Below are 14,849 nucleotides of genomic sequence, written 5' to 3' on the forward strand. Positions count from 1 at the left end.
GACTTACGATTCTTCCAGCTCTTTCTTAAGGGAAAACAGTTGCTCGCCACGGGTGGCGTCACGTTTGAAATATTCAACCAGCGTCTCGATGCAGGTGATGGAATCCCAGCTCAAGTGATGCTCGATGCCCTCGACATCCTTGTAGATATTTTCTTCCGATACGCCGATGATCGTCAAAAATTCTTCCAGCAGATGGTGGCGGTCGACCAGCCGTTTGCCGACCTTTTGACCTTTCGACGTCAGCACAAGACCGCGGTATTTTTCATAAATTAAGTAGTTGTCTTTATCGAGCTTTTGAATCATTTTCGTTACCGAGGACGGGTGAACCTCAAGTCCTTCGGCGATATCGGAAACGCGCGCGTACCCTTTCTCATCGATTAATTTATAAATTCGTTCCAAGTAATCTTCCATACTGGGCGTAGCCATTCCGCGTTCCTCCTGTGTTCCAAAGACGAATCTCGGTAATTTTATGATACACTGATTGATTTATGCAAAGCAAGACTTTGCTGTGAAGGACAAAAACCTCGTGTGCAGCGCAGCAAATTCCCATGTGTGCGCACCGAGTGAATGAAGCATCCTAATGTCGTTATAAGCGTTCTTAACTATATCACAGCCGCATTACGTAAGCAAGTCCGATACGATTCGTACCATCAGGAGGGATCTCGCACATGGCCACGGAGCTTCTTACACCCCCGATTCGCCAGACGCAGGTGTTTGTCCCGGAGCTTGTCTATTTTGAACCCGACGCCTTAGACTACCCCAAAGGCAAGCGAATCCATGAATGGGCGCTGAAGGAAGGACTTCCGATCCGCATGACGACCTCCCATAACCGGATCACGAATCTTCCGGGCGAAAGCGACCTGGAGAAATACCGGATCGCCAAACGAACGCTGGTCGTCGGTATCCGCAAAACGCTGAAATTCGATACGTCCAAACCATCGGCCGAGTATGCCATCCCGATCGCGACAGGCTGTATGGCGCACTGCCATTACTGCTATCTGCAAACGACGCTCGGGGCGAAGCCTTATATCCGAGTCTATGTCAATACCGACGATATTCTGACGCAGGCCAAGCAGTATATCGAAGAAAGAGCGCCGGAAATTACCCGCTTCGAGGCGGCCTGTACGTCGGACCCTGTCGGGCTTGAACATATCTCAGGCTCGCTGAAGGAATACATCGAATTTATGGGTCGGGAACCGCTGGGCAGGCTTCGTTTCGTCACGAAATTTCACCACGTGGAGCCGCTGCTGGATGCCAAGCATAACGGTCATACCCGGTTCCGGTTCAGCGTCAATGCCGATTATGTGATCAAAAACTTCGAACCGGCAACCTCCAGCTTCTACGAGCGCATTGAGGCGGCCGGCAAAGTCGCCAAGGCCGGCTATCCGCTCGGCTTCATCATCGCCCCCATCATCTGGCATGAAGGCTGGGAGGAAGGCTATGGAGAGCTGCTGCACAAATTAAAAGAGGCCCTTCCGCCGGAAGCGACCTCTGACTTGACGTTCGAATTGATTCAACACCGGTATACGAAAACAGCTAAAAACATTATCCACCAGCGCTATCCGAAGACGAAGCTGGAGATGGACGAAGCCAAGCGGAAATACAAATGGGGTCGATGGGGCCAGGGCAAGTACGTCTACCCCGACGAGCAAGCTACGGCGCTGCGCGAATTCATTAGCGAACGCATTTTTACCCATTTTCCGAAGGCGAAGATCGATTATTTTACGTGAGCGTCAGCCGATCCAGGAAGGCGTAATGCCCTGCAGCCAGATCGTGATGCGGGTCATTTGATCCGTGTAGAGCAGTACGGCTACGACAAGCATCACGCCTCCGCCTACTTTCATCATGGTGGCGGAATATTTCAAGATCCATTTGGTCGATCCAATGAAGAACGCAAGGATGAAGAACGGAATCGCGAAGCCAAGCGAATAAGCGGAAATGAGCGGCAGCCAGGAATTCGGTTCGGTTGCCGCCAGCATCAGCATTGCGGATAGAATCGGGCCGATGCAGGGCGACCATCCTGCGGCGAAGCCGATACCGATCAACAGCGAGCCGAGGTAACCGGCCGGCTTCGACTTGATCTGCAGCTTGCGCTCGCGCATGAGCCATTGCGGTTGAAAAATACCGAGTAGGAATAGCCCCATCACAAAGATCATGATCGCCGAAATTTGCCGCAGCAAATCGCGGTAATCCAGGAACGCGTTGGCGATGACGTTAGCCCCGAGTCCCAGCGTATAGAAAATGATGGAAAACCCGAGAATGAAGCTGAGCGTATGGGTAATCAGCTTGAACCGGACTTCTTTTGCACTCTGCTCGTCTTTGAGCTTTCCGACGGACACACCGGTTATGTAGGACAAATACGAAGGATACAGCGGCAAGCAGCAGGGCGATATGAAAGAAACAAAGCCTGCCCACAGCGCGATCCAAATGTTAAGCTCCACGGTTACCGTTCCCCCTCCTTTTACCTCTTTGTTTCTTACAAGCGAAGTCCCCGTTTTACCGTTAAAATGCCGACGAGCAGCGCAATCAGCAGCAGCACGACCGTCGCTCCCGGCGCCAAGTCCCATATCCCTGCGGAGACAAGTCCGGCAATGACCGCAAGCTCGGAGAACAGAATCGACCAGAAGATCGAATGCTTGAAGCTGCGGGCGACGAGCAAGCTGCACGCAACCGGAATTGTCAGCAGCGAGGAAACGAGCAGCGCCCCGACGATTTTGATCGAGACGCTGATGACCAGCGCCGTCAGCATCGTGATCATAATATTATAGAAGCGCAGCGGCAGGCCGCTCACACCGGCCGCGTCTTCGTCGAAGAAGAGCAGGAACATTTCTTTGTAGTTGATGAGCACGAACGCCAAGACAATGGCCGCAACGCCCCCGACGACCCAAAGGTCGGTGCTGTCCAGCGTATAAATGCTGCCGAAGAAGTAACTCATGACGTTAATGTTGAAGCCTTTGCCGATCGTAAACAGCAAGGTGGCAAGCGCCACGCCGCCTGACATAATAATCGCAATCGATAATTCGGCGTAGGTCTTGTACGCTTTGCGCAGCCGCTCGATGCCGAACGAAGCCAGTAAAGCGAACAGCAGTCCGACGCCAATCGGGTAAACGTTAATCAAAAACCCGAGCGCGACCCCCGCGATCGATACGTGCGCCAGCGTGTCCCCGATCATCGACAAACGGCGCAGCACGAGAAATACGCCCATAAGCGGAGCGGTCAAGCCAATGAGCAAGCCGCCGATCAGCGCCCGTTGAAAAAAGTATTCGGTAAAGATGTCCAAAGCCAGTTCTCTCCTATCTGCCCACTGCATCCTGCCGTCTTGTGCGGTCAGGGCTATACTTCAATCGTCTCTCTAAGCTGCTGCATCGAGTGAGTCAGATCGGTTTCGCGGCAATTTTCCGGCTCGTGCGTATGCTTGACGTAGAACGATAGGCCGCCGCTCTTCTGCACCGAGTCCTCCCCGAGATACGATTGTATCATATCCATATCATGCGTTACCATGATAAACGTGATGTGATGATGCTGGTGCATATGCCGGATCATGCGGAAAAAGCCGGCCTGCGTCTCGGCGTCGATGCCGACGGTAGGCTCGTCCAGAATAAGCAGCTCCGGGTTATTAATTAACGCCCGGGCGAGGAATACCCGCTGCTGCTGGCCGCCGGACAATTGGCCGATCCGACGGTCCGCCAGATCTTCGATGCGCATCGCGTAGAGCGCGTCGTCCGCTTTGCTGCGCTCCTGCTTGCTCAGCCGGCGGAACATATTCTTTTTGCCGAACAGTCCGGAGGTCACCACTTCGCGGACCGTAGCCGGAAACAGCGGATTCAGCGCATTTTTCTGCGGGACGTATCCGACGCGCTCCCAGTCGCGGAATTGGTCGATCGGCTGCCCGAAGAGTCGGATTTCGCCGCGGACCGGCTTCAGCAGCCCGACGATCATCTTCAGCAACGTCGTCTTGCCTGCGCCGTTGGAACCGACCAGTCCGACGAAATCGCGCTCCAGGATTGAGAAATTCAAACCGCTTATCACGGGTTTATTTTCATAAGAAAAAAAGATGTCATCGATCGTCACGATCTGTTGATGACATCCAAAGCGAGCATTCGTTTGCATGGCAAAGCTCCTTATACGGAAGGTCTCCCTTCTATTGTAATGCTTTTATTAAATTATTCAAATTGTTTTCCATCAAGGACACATAATCGTCACCCTTCTTCGCCTGCTCTTCGGTCAACCCTTCGAGCGGGCTGAGGACAAGCGTTTCGACTCCGGCGTCCTTCGCAAGCGTCTTGGCCAATTTGTCGGACACGAGCTCCTCAAAGAATATATATTTCACTTGGTTGTCTTTAATGAATTGCAAAATATTTTTCATATCCTGGGACGTCGGTTCGGCATCCGGGGCAAGCCCCATAATCGCTTTCTGGTTCAGTCCGTAGGCTTTGGCCAAATACGCGAACGATTGATGCGTCACGACAATGTCCTTCTTGGACACTTTGCCCAGCTCGCTCTTGTATTTGCCGTCCAATTGATCGAGCCGGTCAGCTAGCTTCTTGAAATTCGCTTCGTAGTCGGCTTTGTGCGCACCGTCGACTTGAATCAGCGCGTCTTTGATGTTCGCGGCCAACTGCTTGGCATTGACCGGGCTCAGCCATACGTGCGGGTCCGTGTTGCCGTGGTCGTGACCGTGGGCATCCTTGCCTGCCTCTTTCTTCTCGTCGTGGCCGTGCTCATCCCCGTGTTCCTCCCCCGTGCCGGGAAGCAGCTCGATGCCGTGGCTGGCTTCAACCACAACGGCCTTGCTATCCTTCTTCAAGCTGTCGAGCGTATCCTGCACCCAACCCTCGAAGCCGGCGCCCATATAGACGAACAAATCCGATTTGGTCAAATTCTGAATGTCGCGGCCCTTCGGCGACCAATCGTGGGGCTCGACGCCGGCCGGCACCAGATTCACGACATTGACGTGATCTCCGCCGATCTTGGAGGCAAAATCATATAAAGGATAAAAGCTCGCTACGATATTGATCTTGCCGTTCACAAGCGCAGGCTGCGAACGTCCTCCGCAAGCGGACAGTAGTGTAGACAACAGGAGAACCAGAATGACGGGAAGGATGGCCCGTTTGATGAATGTTCGCTTCATGAAATGATACCCTCCGAGACGTAAATCGTAATTTTTTTCATTAACAACGACGATTATACGCCCAGCCCATTCGCTTGTCAACGGTAAATGTAGAAATTACGAAAAAGCCAAAAATACCCCTTTGCGCCTAATTCCGGCAAAGGGGTATTTCCATCTATACGATCGTAAGCTATTCGACGCGAACTGCTTGCTGCTGGGCTTTCAGGCACAGCTCCGCCGCTTTGAACGCATGCTCCTGCGTCATCGCGTTCTCCGTCCGGTGGATACAGTCGAGGATCAACTGCCCGAAGAACGGAAAGCCGACTTCGCCGTGAACGGAGAAATGCCGCTCGCCTTCCTTGTTCACCAGATAGACGTGGTCGCCCTGCTTATCCCGGGCGATATCGATATATTTGCGCAGCTCGATGTACCCGTCTGTGCCGACGATGACCGTCCGGCCGTCGCCCCAGGTGCCAAGTCCGTCTGGCGTCAGCCAGTCGACGCGGAAGTAGAAGGTCGCGCCGTTATCGCCAGTCAGCGTGGCGTCTCCGAAGTCTTCCAGCTCCGGGTACGGCTTGTTGTGATAGTTGGCTACCCGACTGCTGACAACCGTGGCATCCTTGGCGCCAGTGTAGTACAGAAACTGCTCGATCTGATGGCTCCCGATGTCGCACAGGATGCCGCCGTACTTCTCCCGCTCGAAAAACCACTGCGGACGGGTCGGCGCGTTCAACCGGTGCGGGCCCCAGCCCATCACGTGCACGACGCGGCCGATGGCGCCCTTCTGAATCAATTCCCCGGCGAACACGGCGCTTTCCACGTGCAGCCGTTCGCTGAAATAGACCATGTACTTCCGTCCCGTTTCCTCACACTTCGCGCGGGCGGCTTCAAGCTGCGATAACGCGGTGAATGGCGTCTTGTCGGTAAAGTAGTCTTTTCCCGCGCTCATGACACGAACCCCAAGCGATCCGCGCTCCGAAGGGACAGCCGCAGCCGCTACGAGTCGAATGCTCGGATCGAGCAGGATTTCTTCCTCCGAAGCGGCGGCCTTGGCTTGCGGGTACCGCTTGACGAACGCTTCGACTTTCACCGGGTCCGGGTCGTAGACGGCAACCAAATCGGCTCCTGCTTCCATCAGGCCATTGCACATCCCGAAAATATGGCCGTGATCCAGCCCTATCGCGGCAAAAGCGAACTCGCCCGGCTTCACGACCGGATTCGGTTTCCCCTGCGGCGCATAATTCATTCCGTCGTTCTTCTGCATACAAGAAGCCTCCCACCATGGTATCTATCGATTGTTCACGTGAACAACCCTTATTTTACCACAGATCCGTTCGGAATTGAATCGGAAACTGTCGCGAGGGTGAGCCGATCTCCTTGCGATGCAGCCAAAATCATGCCCTGCGACAATTCGCCGCGCAGCTTGACCGGCTTCAGGTTCGTGACGCAGATAACTTTGCGGCCGACCATTTGCTCCGGCGTGTAGTATTTGGCGATGCCGGAGACAACCTGGCGCTGCTCGTAGCCGAGATCGAGCTGCAGCTTCAGCAGCTTGTCGGCATTCTTCACCGGCTCGGCGGCGATGACCTCGGCCACCCGCAGGTCGACCTTGAAGAAATCGTCGATCGAGATTTCAGGCGAAGCCTCCGGCGCCGGTACGGCAGCCGTCTCCGCTTTCGCGTCCGCAGCCTTCGGTTCTTCAGGTGCGGACTCCGCCGCAGGAGCCGCTCCGCCGCTCATCGATTCCGCGATGAACGCGATCTCCTTGTCCGCCTCCAGACGCGGGAACATCGCTTCGCCCTTCGCCACACGCGTGCCGGCAGTCAGCGTGCCGAAAGCGTGCACCGTGTCCCATACGGTGAGCGGACCGGCTTCGATGCCAAGCTGCTGCCACATACGGCGCGGCGTCTCGGTCATGAACGGCTGCAGCAGCACGGACGAGATGCGCAGCGATTCGGCCAGCACGTACAGCACGGACCCGAGCGTCTCCCGTTTCGCCTCGTCTTTAGCAAGATTCCACGGCTGCGTCTCGTCGATGTATTTGTTCGTGCGGCTGACGAGCTGCCAGATCGCGGAGAGCGCTACGGAAAACTCCATTTTCTCCATCGCTTCCTCGACTTTGGCGACCGTCGCTTCGGCCGTCTCCAGTACCGCAGCGTCGAATTCGGTCGCTCCGGCAACGTACGGCTGTACCTCGCCACCGAAATATTTGTCGATCATCGCCACGGTCCGGCTGAGCAGATTGCCGAGGTCGTTCGCCAGATCGAAGTTGATCCGCTCCACGAAGCTTTCCGGCGTGAACGTGCCGTCGGAGCCGAACGGGACTTCCCGCATCAGGTAATAGCGGAGCGCGTCAAGGCCGTAGCGGTCGATCAAGGTGACCGGGTCCACGACGTTGCCTTTGGATTTGGACATTTTGCCGTCCTTCATCAGCAGCCAGCCGTGGCCGATGACCTTCTTCGGCAGCGGCAGACCGAGCGCCATCAGCATCGCCGGCCAGATGATCGTATGGAAGCGCACGATCTCCTTGCTCATCAGGTGCACGTCCGCAGGCCAGTACGTTTGGTAACGGCTGTCATCCTCGCTGCCGTAGCCGAGCGCGGTGATATAGTTCGACAGCGCGTCGATCCAGACGTAGATTACGTGCTTCGGATTGCCCGGCACGCGGATGCCCCAGTCGAACGTCGTCCGGGAGACGGCGAGATCCTCCAGACCGGGCTTGATGAAGTTGTTGATCATCTCGTTGCGGCGGGATTCCGGGTGAATGAACTCCGGGTGCTTCTCGTAATGCTCAATCAGCCGGTCGGCATATTTGCTGAGCCGGAAAAAGTAGCTTTCTTCCTTCACCCATTCCACCGGCCGTCCGCAGTCAGGACATTTGCCGTCGACCAGCTTGTTTTCGAGGAAAAACGACTCGCACGGCGTACAGTACCAGCCTTCGTAATGGCCGAGGTAAATATCGTCCTGCTCCATCAGCTTCGTGAAAATTTTCTCGACCGCCTGCTTATGGCGCGCGTCGGTCGTACGGATGAAATCGTCGTACGAGATGTCGAGCTTTTTCCACAGGTCCTTGATGCCGGCGACGATATCGTCGACGAACTGCTGCGGCGTCTTGCCCGCCTCCTGCGCTTTGCGTTCGATCTTCTGCCCATGCTCGTCGGTACCCGTCAAGTACATGACGTTGTACCCGCGCAGCCGCTTGTACCGGGCCATGACATCGCCCGCCACCGTCGAATACGCGTGGCCGATGTGCAGCTTGTCGCTCGGGTAATAAATCGGCGTCGTGATGTAAAAGCTTTTGTTGGTTTCAGACATGTTCCAATGACCTCCTAGTGAATTGAAAATGCGAAAAAGCTCTCATCCCTATGGGACGAGAGCTTCGAACTCACGCGGTACCACCCAACTTCCCCCGTTCGGACGCATGGCGAACCAAAGCGCCGTTCGAGGCTTAACGGTCAATCGCTGACCATCCGTTAACGCCGGAGTTACGATGAAAGCTTACCGCCTGCGGCCGAATTCGACCGTGAGCATGGCTCGCCCTCATATCCTCCCGGACCATCTTCCTTCGCATCGGCCGACCGGTTCTCAGCGTCTCCGGCTCTCTGTGCGGCTTCCGGCAAAGTACTCATCCGTTCATGGGATTATTAAGCCAAATATATCGAAAATGAACCGTCCGTGTCAAGGGACATGATCCACTCCCCCGGGATGGAACGGATGGCACTTGCAGATCCGTTTCACCGTAAGCCACGAGCCGCGGGCCGCGCCGTGCTTCTCCAGCGCTTCCAGCGCATAGGCGGAGCAGGTCGGGTAAAACCGGCAGGTCGGCGGTTTTAGCGGCGAAATCCATTTGCGGTAAAAGCGGACGCCTCCTTGCAGTACCTGTTTCATGATGGGCGCGGCTCCTTTCCTCAGCTTGTTTCTATCATCATGCCTGAACGAGAGGAACGGTGTCAAATCATAGCGATTAGGCGACAGAAAAAAGATCTGCGCCGCTTCCATCTTTGAGATGGGCGCGGGCAGACCTTTGCGGGCTTGGATGAGCGCAGCTTGCGATTAGCTGCTCTTTTTCGTTTGCTTGCTCGCTTTGTGCTCTTGCTTCTTCACCTGCTTGCTTGCCTTCTGCTCCTGCTTCTTCGCTTGAATCTCCTTGGCGAGCTCTTGGGCGGTTTTGCCTTGGGTGGAAATGCCCAGCTTTTCTGCTTCGGCCTTCCGCTTGGCCAGCGCATCGGCGCGTTTTTGCTCGGCGAGCGCCTTATGCTTCTCTTGAATGGCCGCCCTCAATTCTTTCGCCGTTTTGCCCTCGGTTGCGATCCCGAGACCCGATGCCGTCTTTTGCAGCTGCGCGAGCTGCTCGGCCTGCTGCGACGCCTTGGCTTGCTTATGCTGAGCCTTGGCCTCCTTCACGGCAGTATGACTCGGGTTCTGCGCGGCAGCCGGCGCGGCGCTTGCGGATACCGCCCCGCCGAGCAGCATGGCGCAGGCAAGGCCAACCGATACGAGCTTGTTCATCTTCATGGTCATTTCCTCCTACAGGCTAAGGTCGTATGTAGTGTTGCAAGAAAAATGTACCATGGATTTATTACATAACTATGACAAGGCCGGATCGCGTTACCGCAGCTTCTCCAGCCTGCTGCGAAGCGCCTGCATCGGCGACAGCACCCGAGCGCCGGACACCGCTTCGGCCCGTGCGGCCGCGTCCGTCATCGACAATTGAGCCGCCGCAACCGGGGCAGATGAATGATGTATCAGGCCCAGCAGGAACGCTTCAACCTGCTCCGCATACGCCGTTTCCCGTCCTTGCAGCAGCAGCTCGAAGCAGCCCGGGCCGGACACCGCCGTCTGCGCCTTGAACGCTCTGCCCTGCAGCTTGGCATGGGCATGCAGCCTCTCCATCGTCCCTTCAACGGTGGCCGGGTTCGTGAAAGCGACGACCGCCTCGTCCCCAAGCTTCAGCAGCTCGTCAAACCAAGGCTCGTCGATTGCGATGACCGGAATGCCGCCCGTCGCTTCGAGCGCTTGCTCCAAAGGCGACAGCGCGGCGATATAATTCGTGCATGTGATGACGATGGCGTCCACCCCGCAGCCTGCGATCCATTCCAACTGGCCGCGCAGCTTCACTTGCACCTGCCCCGCTTCCGCTTCGGACGCCGCCGCCCGGGTCAGCCAATGGATCGCGCCGGGATCGACAAAGTGCAGGCAGGAAAACGCCTCGCGATCCAGGCCTTCCTCCAAATACCGGATATTCGAATGATGCGCATGCAAGCAGCCCAGCCGCTTTACCGCCATGACAACCGCCTCCCTATTGAGCCCAAGCTTTTTTCATAGCTTAGCGGCAATTCCATCAACGGTCAACGGCTTATTTTCCGGGCCCTGCAGCAGCTTCTGAGCCTGAGCCGCCTTCTAAGCGTCCTGCCGCAGAGGCTCCTCTTCCGCCTGTACGCCGGCGTTCCGCCCGGCGATCGCATTCCCGCGGCTCCAGCCCTCCCGCTTAAAATCGATCATCATCCCTGCTCCCAGCGCCGTGCAATCCTGCGGCTCCGCCGCCAGATGGACGGGGACGCTGGTCTCCGCCTGAATCCGCTCGACCAGCCCGTGAAGCAGCGAGCCGCCTCCGCACAGAAGAATGCCCCGCTCCACCACATCCCCGGCAAGCTCCGGCGGACAGTGCTCCAGCGTCACCCGGATCGCGTCCAAAATGGTCGCCAGAAAATCGTCCATCAGTCCGAAAATTTCGCCGGAGGTCAAGCGGAGCGACCGGGGCAACCCATCGATCAAATCCCGGCCTTTAATATCGATGGCCTTGTCCTTCTGCCGCTCGACGACCGAACCGATCTGCTTCTTGATCTCCTCCGCGGTCCGTTCGCCGATGGCCAGATTGTACGTCTTTTTGACGTATTCGATGATATCCTGATCGAGCGACATCCCTGCGCGCCGCACCGTATGGCTGACGACGATGCCTCCGAGCGACAGCACGGCTACTTGACTCGCTCCCCCGCCAATATCGAGCACCAGGCTGCCGATCGGCTGGTCGACCGGAAGCCCGGCTCCAAGCGCCGCGGCAAGCGGCTCTTCCACGGCTACGGCCTTCTTGGCGCCTTTATGCACCATCGTCTCTTCGACGGCGCGCTTCTGCACGTTCGTAATGCCGCACGGCACCGATATGTATACTTGCGAGCTGCGGAACCAAGGGGCCCGGCCTTGAATTTTTTTAATAAAATGCTGCAGCATCGCGCTCGTAATGTCAAAGTTGGCGATCACCCCGTCCATCAGCGGATAAATGATGTCGATATTGCCCGGGGTCCGGCCGATCATCGCCTGTGCTTCCGTACCGGCCGCCACCATCTCGCCCGAATCCTGCCGGATCGCCACCACGGACGGCTCTCGCAGCACAATGCCTTTCCCGTGCTGGTAAATCACCGTATTCGAAGTTCCCAAATCAATACCGTACAGCGTATCAAATCGCTTTAACATGTTGTCTTCCTCCTTCGTGTATTGCGTTCTGAGCCGCCGGCAGCCGGAACTCGAATACGGTTCCTTGACCGACTTCGCTGCGGACGGTAATCGTCCCGCCATGAAGCTCTACCAGCTCCCGGACGATAGCCAGTCCGAGTCCGGTACCGCTGCTTTTTTTACTTCGGCCGCGGTCCACCTTGAAAAAGCGCTCCCAGATCATCTCCTGATCGTCGGGGGAAATCCCGATGCCGGTATCCACCACTTGAATCATAAGCAGCTCGCTTTCCGCACGGGCGTTCAGCAAAATTTTTCCGCTTTCCGTAAATTTCACGGCATTCTTCACTAAATTTTTCATAATTTGTTCGAAGCGGTCCCGGTCCGCATACGCGTCCGGCAGCCCCTCTTCCGTGCGCATTTCGATCGTCGTGTTGCGCTCCGCGGCTTCCGGTCCGAACATGGCGGCGATGTGCGCAAATAACTGCCGCACGTCCACCGGGCTGCGGGACAAGGCGATCTCGTCGTTTTCCAGCTTGATCAAATCCGCGATGTCATCCACCAAACGGTTCATATGAAGCGTTTCTTTGTAAATGATGTCGTAATATTTCGGCTTGGCCGCATCGTCGATCAAATCGTCCTGCAGCGCCTCCAGAAACCCTTGCATGGCTGTCAGCGGTGTCCGCAGCTCGTGGGAGACGTTCGCCAGGAAATCCTGGCGGATTTGTTCCTGCTTGCGCTTGTCTTCGTCCGTCCGCTGCAGCTTGTCCGCCATCTGATTAATGGTGGCGGCCAGTTCTCCGATCTCGTCGTTCGACGCAATCTCGATCCGCTCGCCGTAATCTCCATGCCCGATGCGCAGCGCCAGCTTGTCGATCCGCCGAAGCGGCCGGGAGATGGACCACGACAAATACGACGCCGTTACCGCCGAGAGCAGCACGCCCACGAGCGTGACCCACAGGATCGTTTCGCGCATTAACGTGATCGTTTCGTTCATTCCGGCGACCGAGGCGTGCAGGACGATTCCGCCGTATACCTCGTTGTCCTTACCCCACGGGACGACGACGGATAGCATCGGCTCCTTGAGCCCCTCGAACCGCGGCTCGTTCAGCAGCGCCTCTTCGCCGCTCAATACTTTGCGGACGACGGCAGGATCGACGGATTTGCCGACGTACACCTCGTCCTTGCTGGAGGTGGCGGCGATTTTGCCGTTACGGTCGAACAGCCAGATACGCGCGTCGAACGTCTGGTCGAAGAACAGCAGCTGCTCCTTGACGCGATCATCTGGGACGACGACGGTTTGAACCGTCAGATTGACCCGTTTCGCCTTGCGCAGCAGTTCTTCCTTTTGCGAATCGACGATGTAGCCCTTGGTCAGCAGCGAAAGCAGAAACCCGACGACGCACAGGCCCAGCAGCATGGTGAACATATGCCCGAACAGCAGCCGGCGGAAAATGCTTTTGCCGATACCGAGCATTATTCCTGAACCTCGAATTTATACCCTACGCCCCACACCGTATGAATACAATCGTTCCGGTACGGGAGCAGCTTCTCCCTTAATTTTTTCACGTGCACGTCGACCGTCCGGATATCCCCGATAAACTCGTAGCCCCACACCTGCTCCAGCAGTTGCTCCCGCGTATACACCGTCCCCGGCGATCGGGCCAGATGCGTCAGCAGATCGAACTCCTTCGGGCGAAGCACGATTCGCTCGTCCCCGGCCAGTACCTCGCGGCGCTCCGTGTTGATCGAGAGCCCCTCTAACGTGATGGCGACCGGTTCATCCGGTAATTTGCGGCGCTGCATCCTACGGAAGATCGCCTTGATCCGCGCCACGAGCTCCCGCGGACTGAACGGCTTCGTGACGTAATCGTCGGCGCCGAGCTCCAGCCCGAGCACCCGGTCGAACTCTTCCCTCTTCGCCGTAAGCATGATGACAGGAATATCAAACCTTTTCAAAATTTGGCGGCATGCTTCAAAACCGTCCATCTTCGGCATCATGACGTCGAGAATAACGATGTCCGGCGCTTCCTTCTCGACAAGCTCCAGCGCCTCCTCACCGTCCTGCGCCTCAATCATGCTGATGTGCTGCTTTTCAAAATAAAGCCGAATGATCTCCCTGACGTTCGGGTCATCGTCGGCGACCAGTACTTTCCAAGAATTCATGCAGACAATGCTCCTTTTGCCGGTGAAGATACTATAGGATTCTCCCGCCCCCCCTATTTTGCGGGGGGATTAGCCGAAAAAGGAGCCGTACGCCTTAACGTTACACGAAAAATTTGAGCAAATTGTGTTCAAAATCGGATCAAACGGTTAAATAACTATGTTCAAAGCATGAACCCACTCAAATAAGGGTGAAAATCCCCTTAAAACGGCGGTTTTTGCCGAACAGTATTAGGAAGGAAGTCGGCTTGCGTATTCAAGCCCGTATAAATTGTGTTGTGGAAGGTGACGCCCGTGAGCAGTTCCAAGGATTTCATGCAAAGCCAGCTGAGGAAGTGGAAATCCGCCGCATCCCAGCTCATTTCGACGGAAGGAGAAGCCGTCGAGATCGCCGCCATCGAGCTGGAGCCCGAGGTTTACGATAAGTGCAGACGAATGGCCGAAGCCGAACAGACGAGCGTCAGTGCCGTAGTTCACTATATGATCGACCAATATTTTGCCGTGCGGTCCCACGAGATAGCATTTCAAGCGACGATGGAGCAGAAGGAAAAAAATCCGCTGCTGCAGCTCGACGGCTTGACGAAGCGGAAGGAACGGTATACGGGCGAGGAGGTACATAGCTATGATCGTGCATGATTCCGCATCCTTGCAGCAGGCCGTCTTTCTGGAGCAGTCCGCCCTGATGGCGTTTATGAATCCGGAGGACCCGTATTATTTGAAGGCCCGGTCACTGTTCTTCGACCTGGACGATATGGACCGGCATTTGGCTACGACGAACTATGTGATCTTCGAAACGCACCAATGGCTGCGCAATCATTTTGATTATTCGGATGCGCAGTTCTTCTTGAACACGATGGAAAAAGCGGTACAGCAGGGTGTGCTGACGATCGTGCCAGGAACACCGGAGCTGGAGATGGAATCGAAGCGACTCATTATCGATTTTCCGAACTACCGGTTCTCGCTGAGCGAAGCGATGACGGCCGTCGTGATGCTGTCCTGCCAGATGAAACGAATTTTCACCTTTAATCCGAATTATTCGTTCCTGCCCAAGCTGGATCGGGAAATCAAGGTGCTGCCAAGCATTTTGTAACGAAGTGGAAAAACAGAAAAACCTGACGGCCGGCCCGGA

At 56.1% G+C, this 14,849-nt stretch carries 16 protein-coding genes; 3 read left to right on the forward strand and 13 right to left on the reverse strand.

The genetic code is table 11. The annotated features are described in order from the left end of the window. Positions 1-3: 3 nt before the first annotated feature. Positions 4-426 carry a transcriptional regulator MntR gene (gene mntR, locus PEL01S_RS33285; RefSeq protein WP_010497525.1) on the reverse strand — a complete coding sequence of 141 codons (423 nt, stop codon included), beginning with the start codon at positions 424-426 and terminating at the stop codon, positions 4-6. A 242-nt stretch (positions 427-668) separates the two neighbouring features. Here mntR and splB point away from each other — a divergent pair, with 242 nt between their 5' ends. Then, positions 669-1,730 carry a spore photoproduct lyase gene (gene splB / locus PEL01S_RS33290; protein WP_063179527.1) on the forward strand — a complete coding sequence of 354 codons (1,062 nt, stop codon included), beginning with the start codon at positions 669-671 and terminating at the stop codon, positions 1,728-1,730. Positions 1,731-1,733: 3 nt separating this feature from the next. Here splB and PEL01S_RS33295 read toward each other — a convergent pair whose 3' ends face one another. The 12 genes from PEL01S_RS33295 to PEL01S_RS33350 all read right to left on the reverse strand — a co-directional run bounded on the left by PEL01S_RS33295 (position 1,734) and on the right by PEL01S_RS33350 (position 13,723). Next, positions 1,734-2,441 carry a cytochrome c biogenesis CcdA family protein gene (locus tag PEL01S_RS33295; RefSeq protein WP_010497527.1) on the reverse strand — a complete coding sequence of 236 codons (708 nt, stop codon included), beginning with the start codon at positions 2,439-2,441 and terminating at the stop codon, positions 1,734-1,736. A 35-nt stretch (positions 2,442-2,476) separates the two neighbouring features. Continuing rightward, entirely contained in the window at positions 2,477-3,280 is an 804-nt protein-coding gene (locus PEL01S_RS33300) for a metal ABC transporter permease (protein ID WP_127463234.1), read from the reverse strand. Between the two features lie 53 nt (positions 3,281-3,333). Then, positions 3,334-4,110, reverse strand: a complete 777-nt coding sequence (locus tag PEL01S_RS33305) for a metal ABC transporter ATP-binding protein (protein WP_010497530.1) — start codon at positions 4,108-4,110, stop codon at positions 3,334-3,336. 31 nt (positions 4,111-4,141) lie between these two features. Then, the gene (locus PEL01S_RS33310; protein ID WP_127463235.1) at positions 4,142-5,131 is read right to left on the reverse strand and encodes a metal ABC transporter substrate-binding protein; all 990 of its coding nucleotides are present in this window, start codon (positions 5,129-5,131) and stop codon (positions 4,142-4,144) included. Between the two features lie 169 nt (positions 5,132-5,300). After that, positions 5,301-6,374, reverse strand: a complete 1,074-nt coding sequence (locus PEL01S_RS33315) for a Gfo/Idh/MocA family protein (protein WP_127463236.1) — start codon at positions 6,372-6,374, stop codon at positions 5,301-5,303. A 50-nt stretch (positions 6,375-6,424) separates the two neighbouring features. After that, positions 6,425-8,425 (reverse strand): methionine--tRNA ligase, encoded by a 2,001-nt coding sequence (gene metG, locus PEL01S_RS33320; RefSeq protein ID WP_127463237.1) that lies wholly within the window; start codon positions 8,423-8,425, stop codon positions 6,425-6,427. 363 nt (positions 8,426-8,788) lie between these two features. Beyond that, positions 8,789-8,998: a membrane protein insertion efficiency factor YidD gene (gene yidD / locus PEL01S_RS33325; RefSeq protein ID WP_204343701.1), complete on the reverse strand. Its 210-nt coding sequence runs from the start codon at positions 8,996-8,998 to the stop codon at positions 8,789-8,791. A 165-nt stretch (positions 8,999-9,163) separates the two neighbouring features. After that, on the reverse strand, positions 9,164-9,625 hold the full coding sequence (locus PEL01S_RS33330) for a hypothetical protein (RefSeq protein ID WP_127463238.1): 462 nt from the start codon (positions 9,623-9,625) through the stop codon (positions 9,164-9,166). A 93-nt stretch (positions 9,626-9,718) separates the two neighbouring features. Continuing rightward, positions 9,719-10,396: a type 1 periplasmic-binding domain-containing protein gene (locus tag PEL01S_RS33335; protein ID WP_127463239.1), complete on the reverse strand. Its 678-nt coding sequence runs from the start codon at positions 10,394-10,396 to the stop codon at positions 9,719-9,721. Between the two features lie 114 nt (positions 10,397-10,510). Continuing rightward, positions 10,511-11,581 (reverse strand): rod shape-determining protein, encoded by a 1,071-nt coding sequence (locus tag PEL01S_RS33340; RefSeq protein WP_063179512.1) that lies wholly within the window; start codon positions 11,579-11,581, stop codon positions 10,511-10,513. Further along, a complete protein-coding gene (locus tag PEL01S_RS33345) occupies positions 11,565-13,034 on the reverse strand; it encodes a sensor histidine kinase (protein ID WP_127463240.1) in 1,470 nt (489 codons plus the stop codon). The genes PEL01S_RS33340 and PEL01S_RS33345 overlap by 17 nt, the downstream gene beginning before the upstream one ends. Beyond that, entirely contained in the window at positions 13,034-13,723 is a 690-nt protein-coding gene (locus PEL01S_RS33350; protein WP_108530580.1) for a response regulator transcription factor, read from the reverse strand. Before PEL01S_RS33350 ends, PEL01S_RS33345 begins: the two co-directional genes overlap by 1 nt. Positions 13,724-14,014: 291 nt before the next feature. Here PEL01S_RS33350 and PEL01S_RS33355 point away from each other — a divergent pair, with 291 nt between their 5' ends. Both PEL01S_RS33355 and PEL01S_RS33360 read left to right on the forward strand, forming a co-directional pair. Then, positions 14,015-14,356, forward strand: a complete 342-nt coding sequence (locus PEL01S_RS33355) for a hypothetical protein (protein WP_063179592.1) — start codon at positions 14,015-14,017, stop codon at positions 14,354-14,356. Continuing rightward, the gene (locus PEL01S_RS33360; RefSeq protein ID WP_063179506.1) at positions 14,343-14,810 is read left to right on the forward strand and encodes a hypothetical protein; all 468 of its coding nucleotides are present in this window, start codon (positions 14,343-14,345) and stop codon (positions 14,808-14,810) included. Before PEL01S_RS33355 ends, PEL01S_RS33360 begins: the two co-directional genes overlap by 14 nt. Positions 14,811-14,849 lie beyond the last annotated feature (39 nt).

This window comes from Paenibacillus elgii NBRC 100335 (assembly GCF_004000865.1).
In the GTDB taxonomy this organism is placed as follows: Bacteria; Bacillota; Bacilli; order Paenibacillales; family NBRC-103111; genus Paenibacillus_G; species Paenibacillus_G elgii.

Coding starts and splice junctions, on each gene's coding strand:
- mntR (WP_010497525.1), bottom strand. CDS start 426: ATGGCTACGCCCAGTATGGAAGATTACTTGGAACGAATTTATAAATTA.
- splB (WP_063179527.1), top strand. CDS start 669: ATGGCCACGGAGCTTCTTACACCCCCGATTCGCCAGACGCAGGTGTTT.
- PEL01S_RS33305 (WP_010497530.1), bottom strand. CDS start 4,110: ATGCAAACGAATGCTCGCTTTGGATGTCATCAACAGATCGTGACGATC.
- PEL01S_RS33310 (WP_127463235.1), bottom strand. CDS start 5,131: ATGAAGCGAACATTCATCAAACGGGCCATCCTTCCCGTCATTCTGGTT.
- PEL01S_RS33315 (WP_127463236.1), bottom strand. CDS start 6,374: ATGCAGAAGAACGACGGAATGAATTATGCGCCGCAGGGGAAACCGAAT.
- metG (WP_127463237.1), bottom strand. CDS start 8,425: ATGTCTGAAACCAACAAAAGCTTTTACATCACGACGCCGATTTATTAC.
- yidD (WP_204343701.1), bottom strand. CDS start 8,998: ATGAAACAGGTACTGCAAGGAGGCGTCCGCTTTTACCGCAAATGGATT.
- PEL01S_RS33330 (WP_127463238.1), bottom strand. CDS start 9,625: ATGAAGATGAACAAGCTCGTATCGGTTGGCCTTGCCTGCGCCATGCTG.
- PEL01S_RS33335 (WP_127463239.1), bottom strand. CDS start 10,396: ATGGCGGTAAAGCGGCTGGGCTGCTTGCATGCGCATCATTCGAATATC.
- PEL01S_RS33340 (WP_063179512.1), bottom strand. CDS start 11,581: ATGTTAAAGCGATTTGATACGCTGTACGGTATTGATTTGGGAACTTCG.
- PEL01S_RS33345 (WP_127463240.1), bottom strand. CDS start 13,034: ATGCTCGGTATCGGCAAAAGCATTTTCCGCCGGCTGCTGTTCGGGCAT.
- PEL01S_RS33350 (WP_108530580.1), bottom strand. CDS start 13,723: ATGAATTCTTGGAAAGTACTGGTCGCCGACGATGACCCGAACGTCAGG.
- PEL01S_RS33360 (WP_063179506.1), top strand. CDS start 14,343: ATGATCGTGCATGATTCCGCATCCTTGCAGCAGGCCGTCTTTCTGGAG.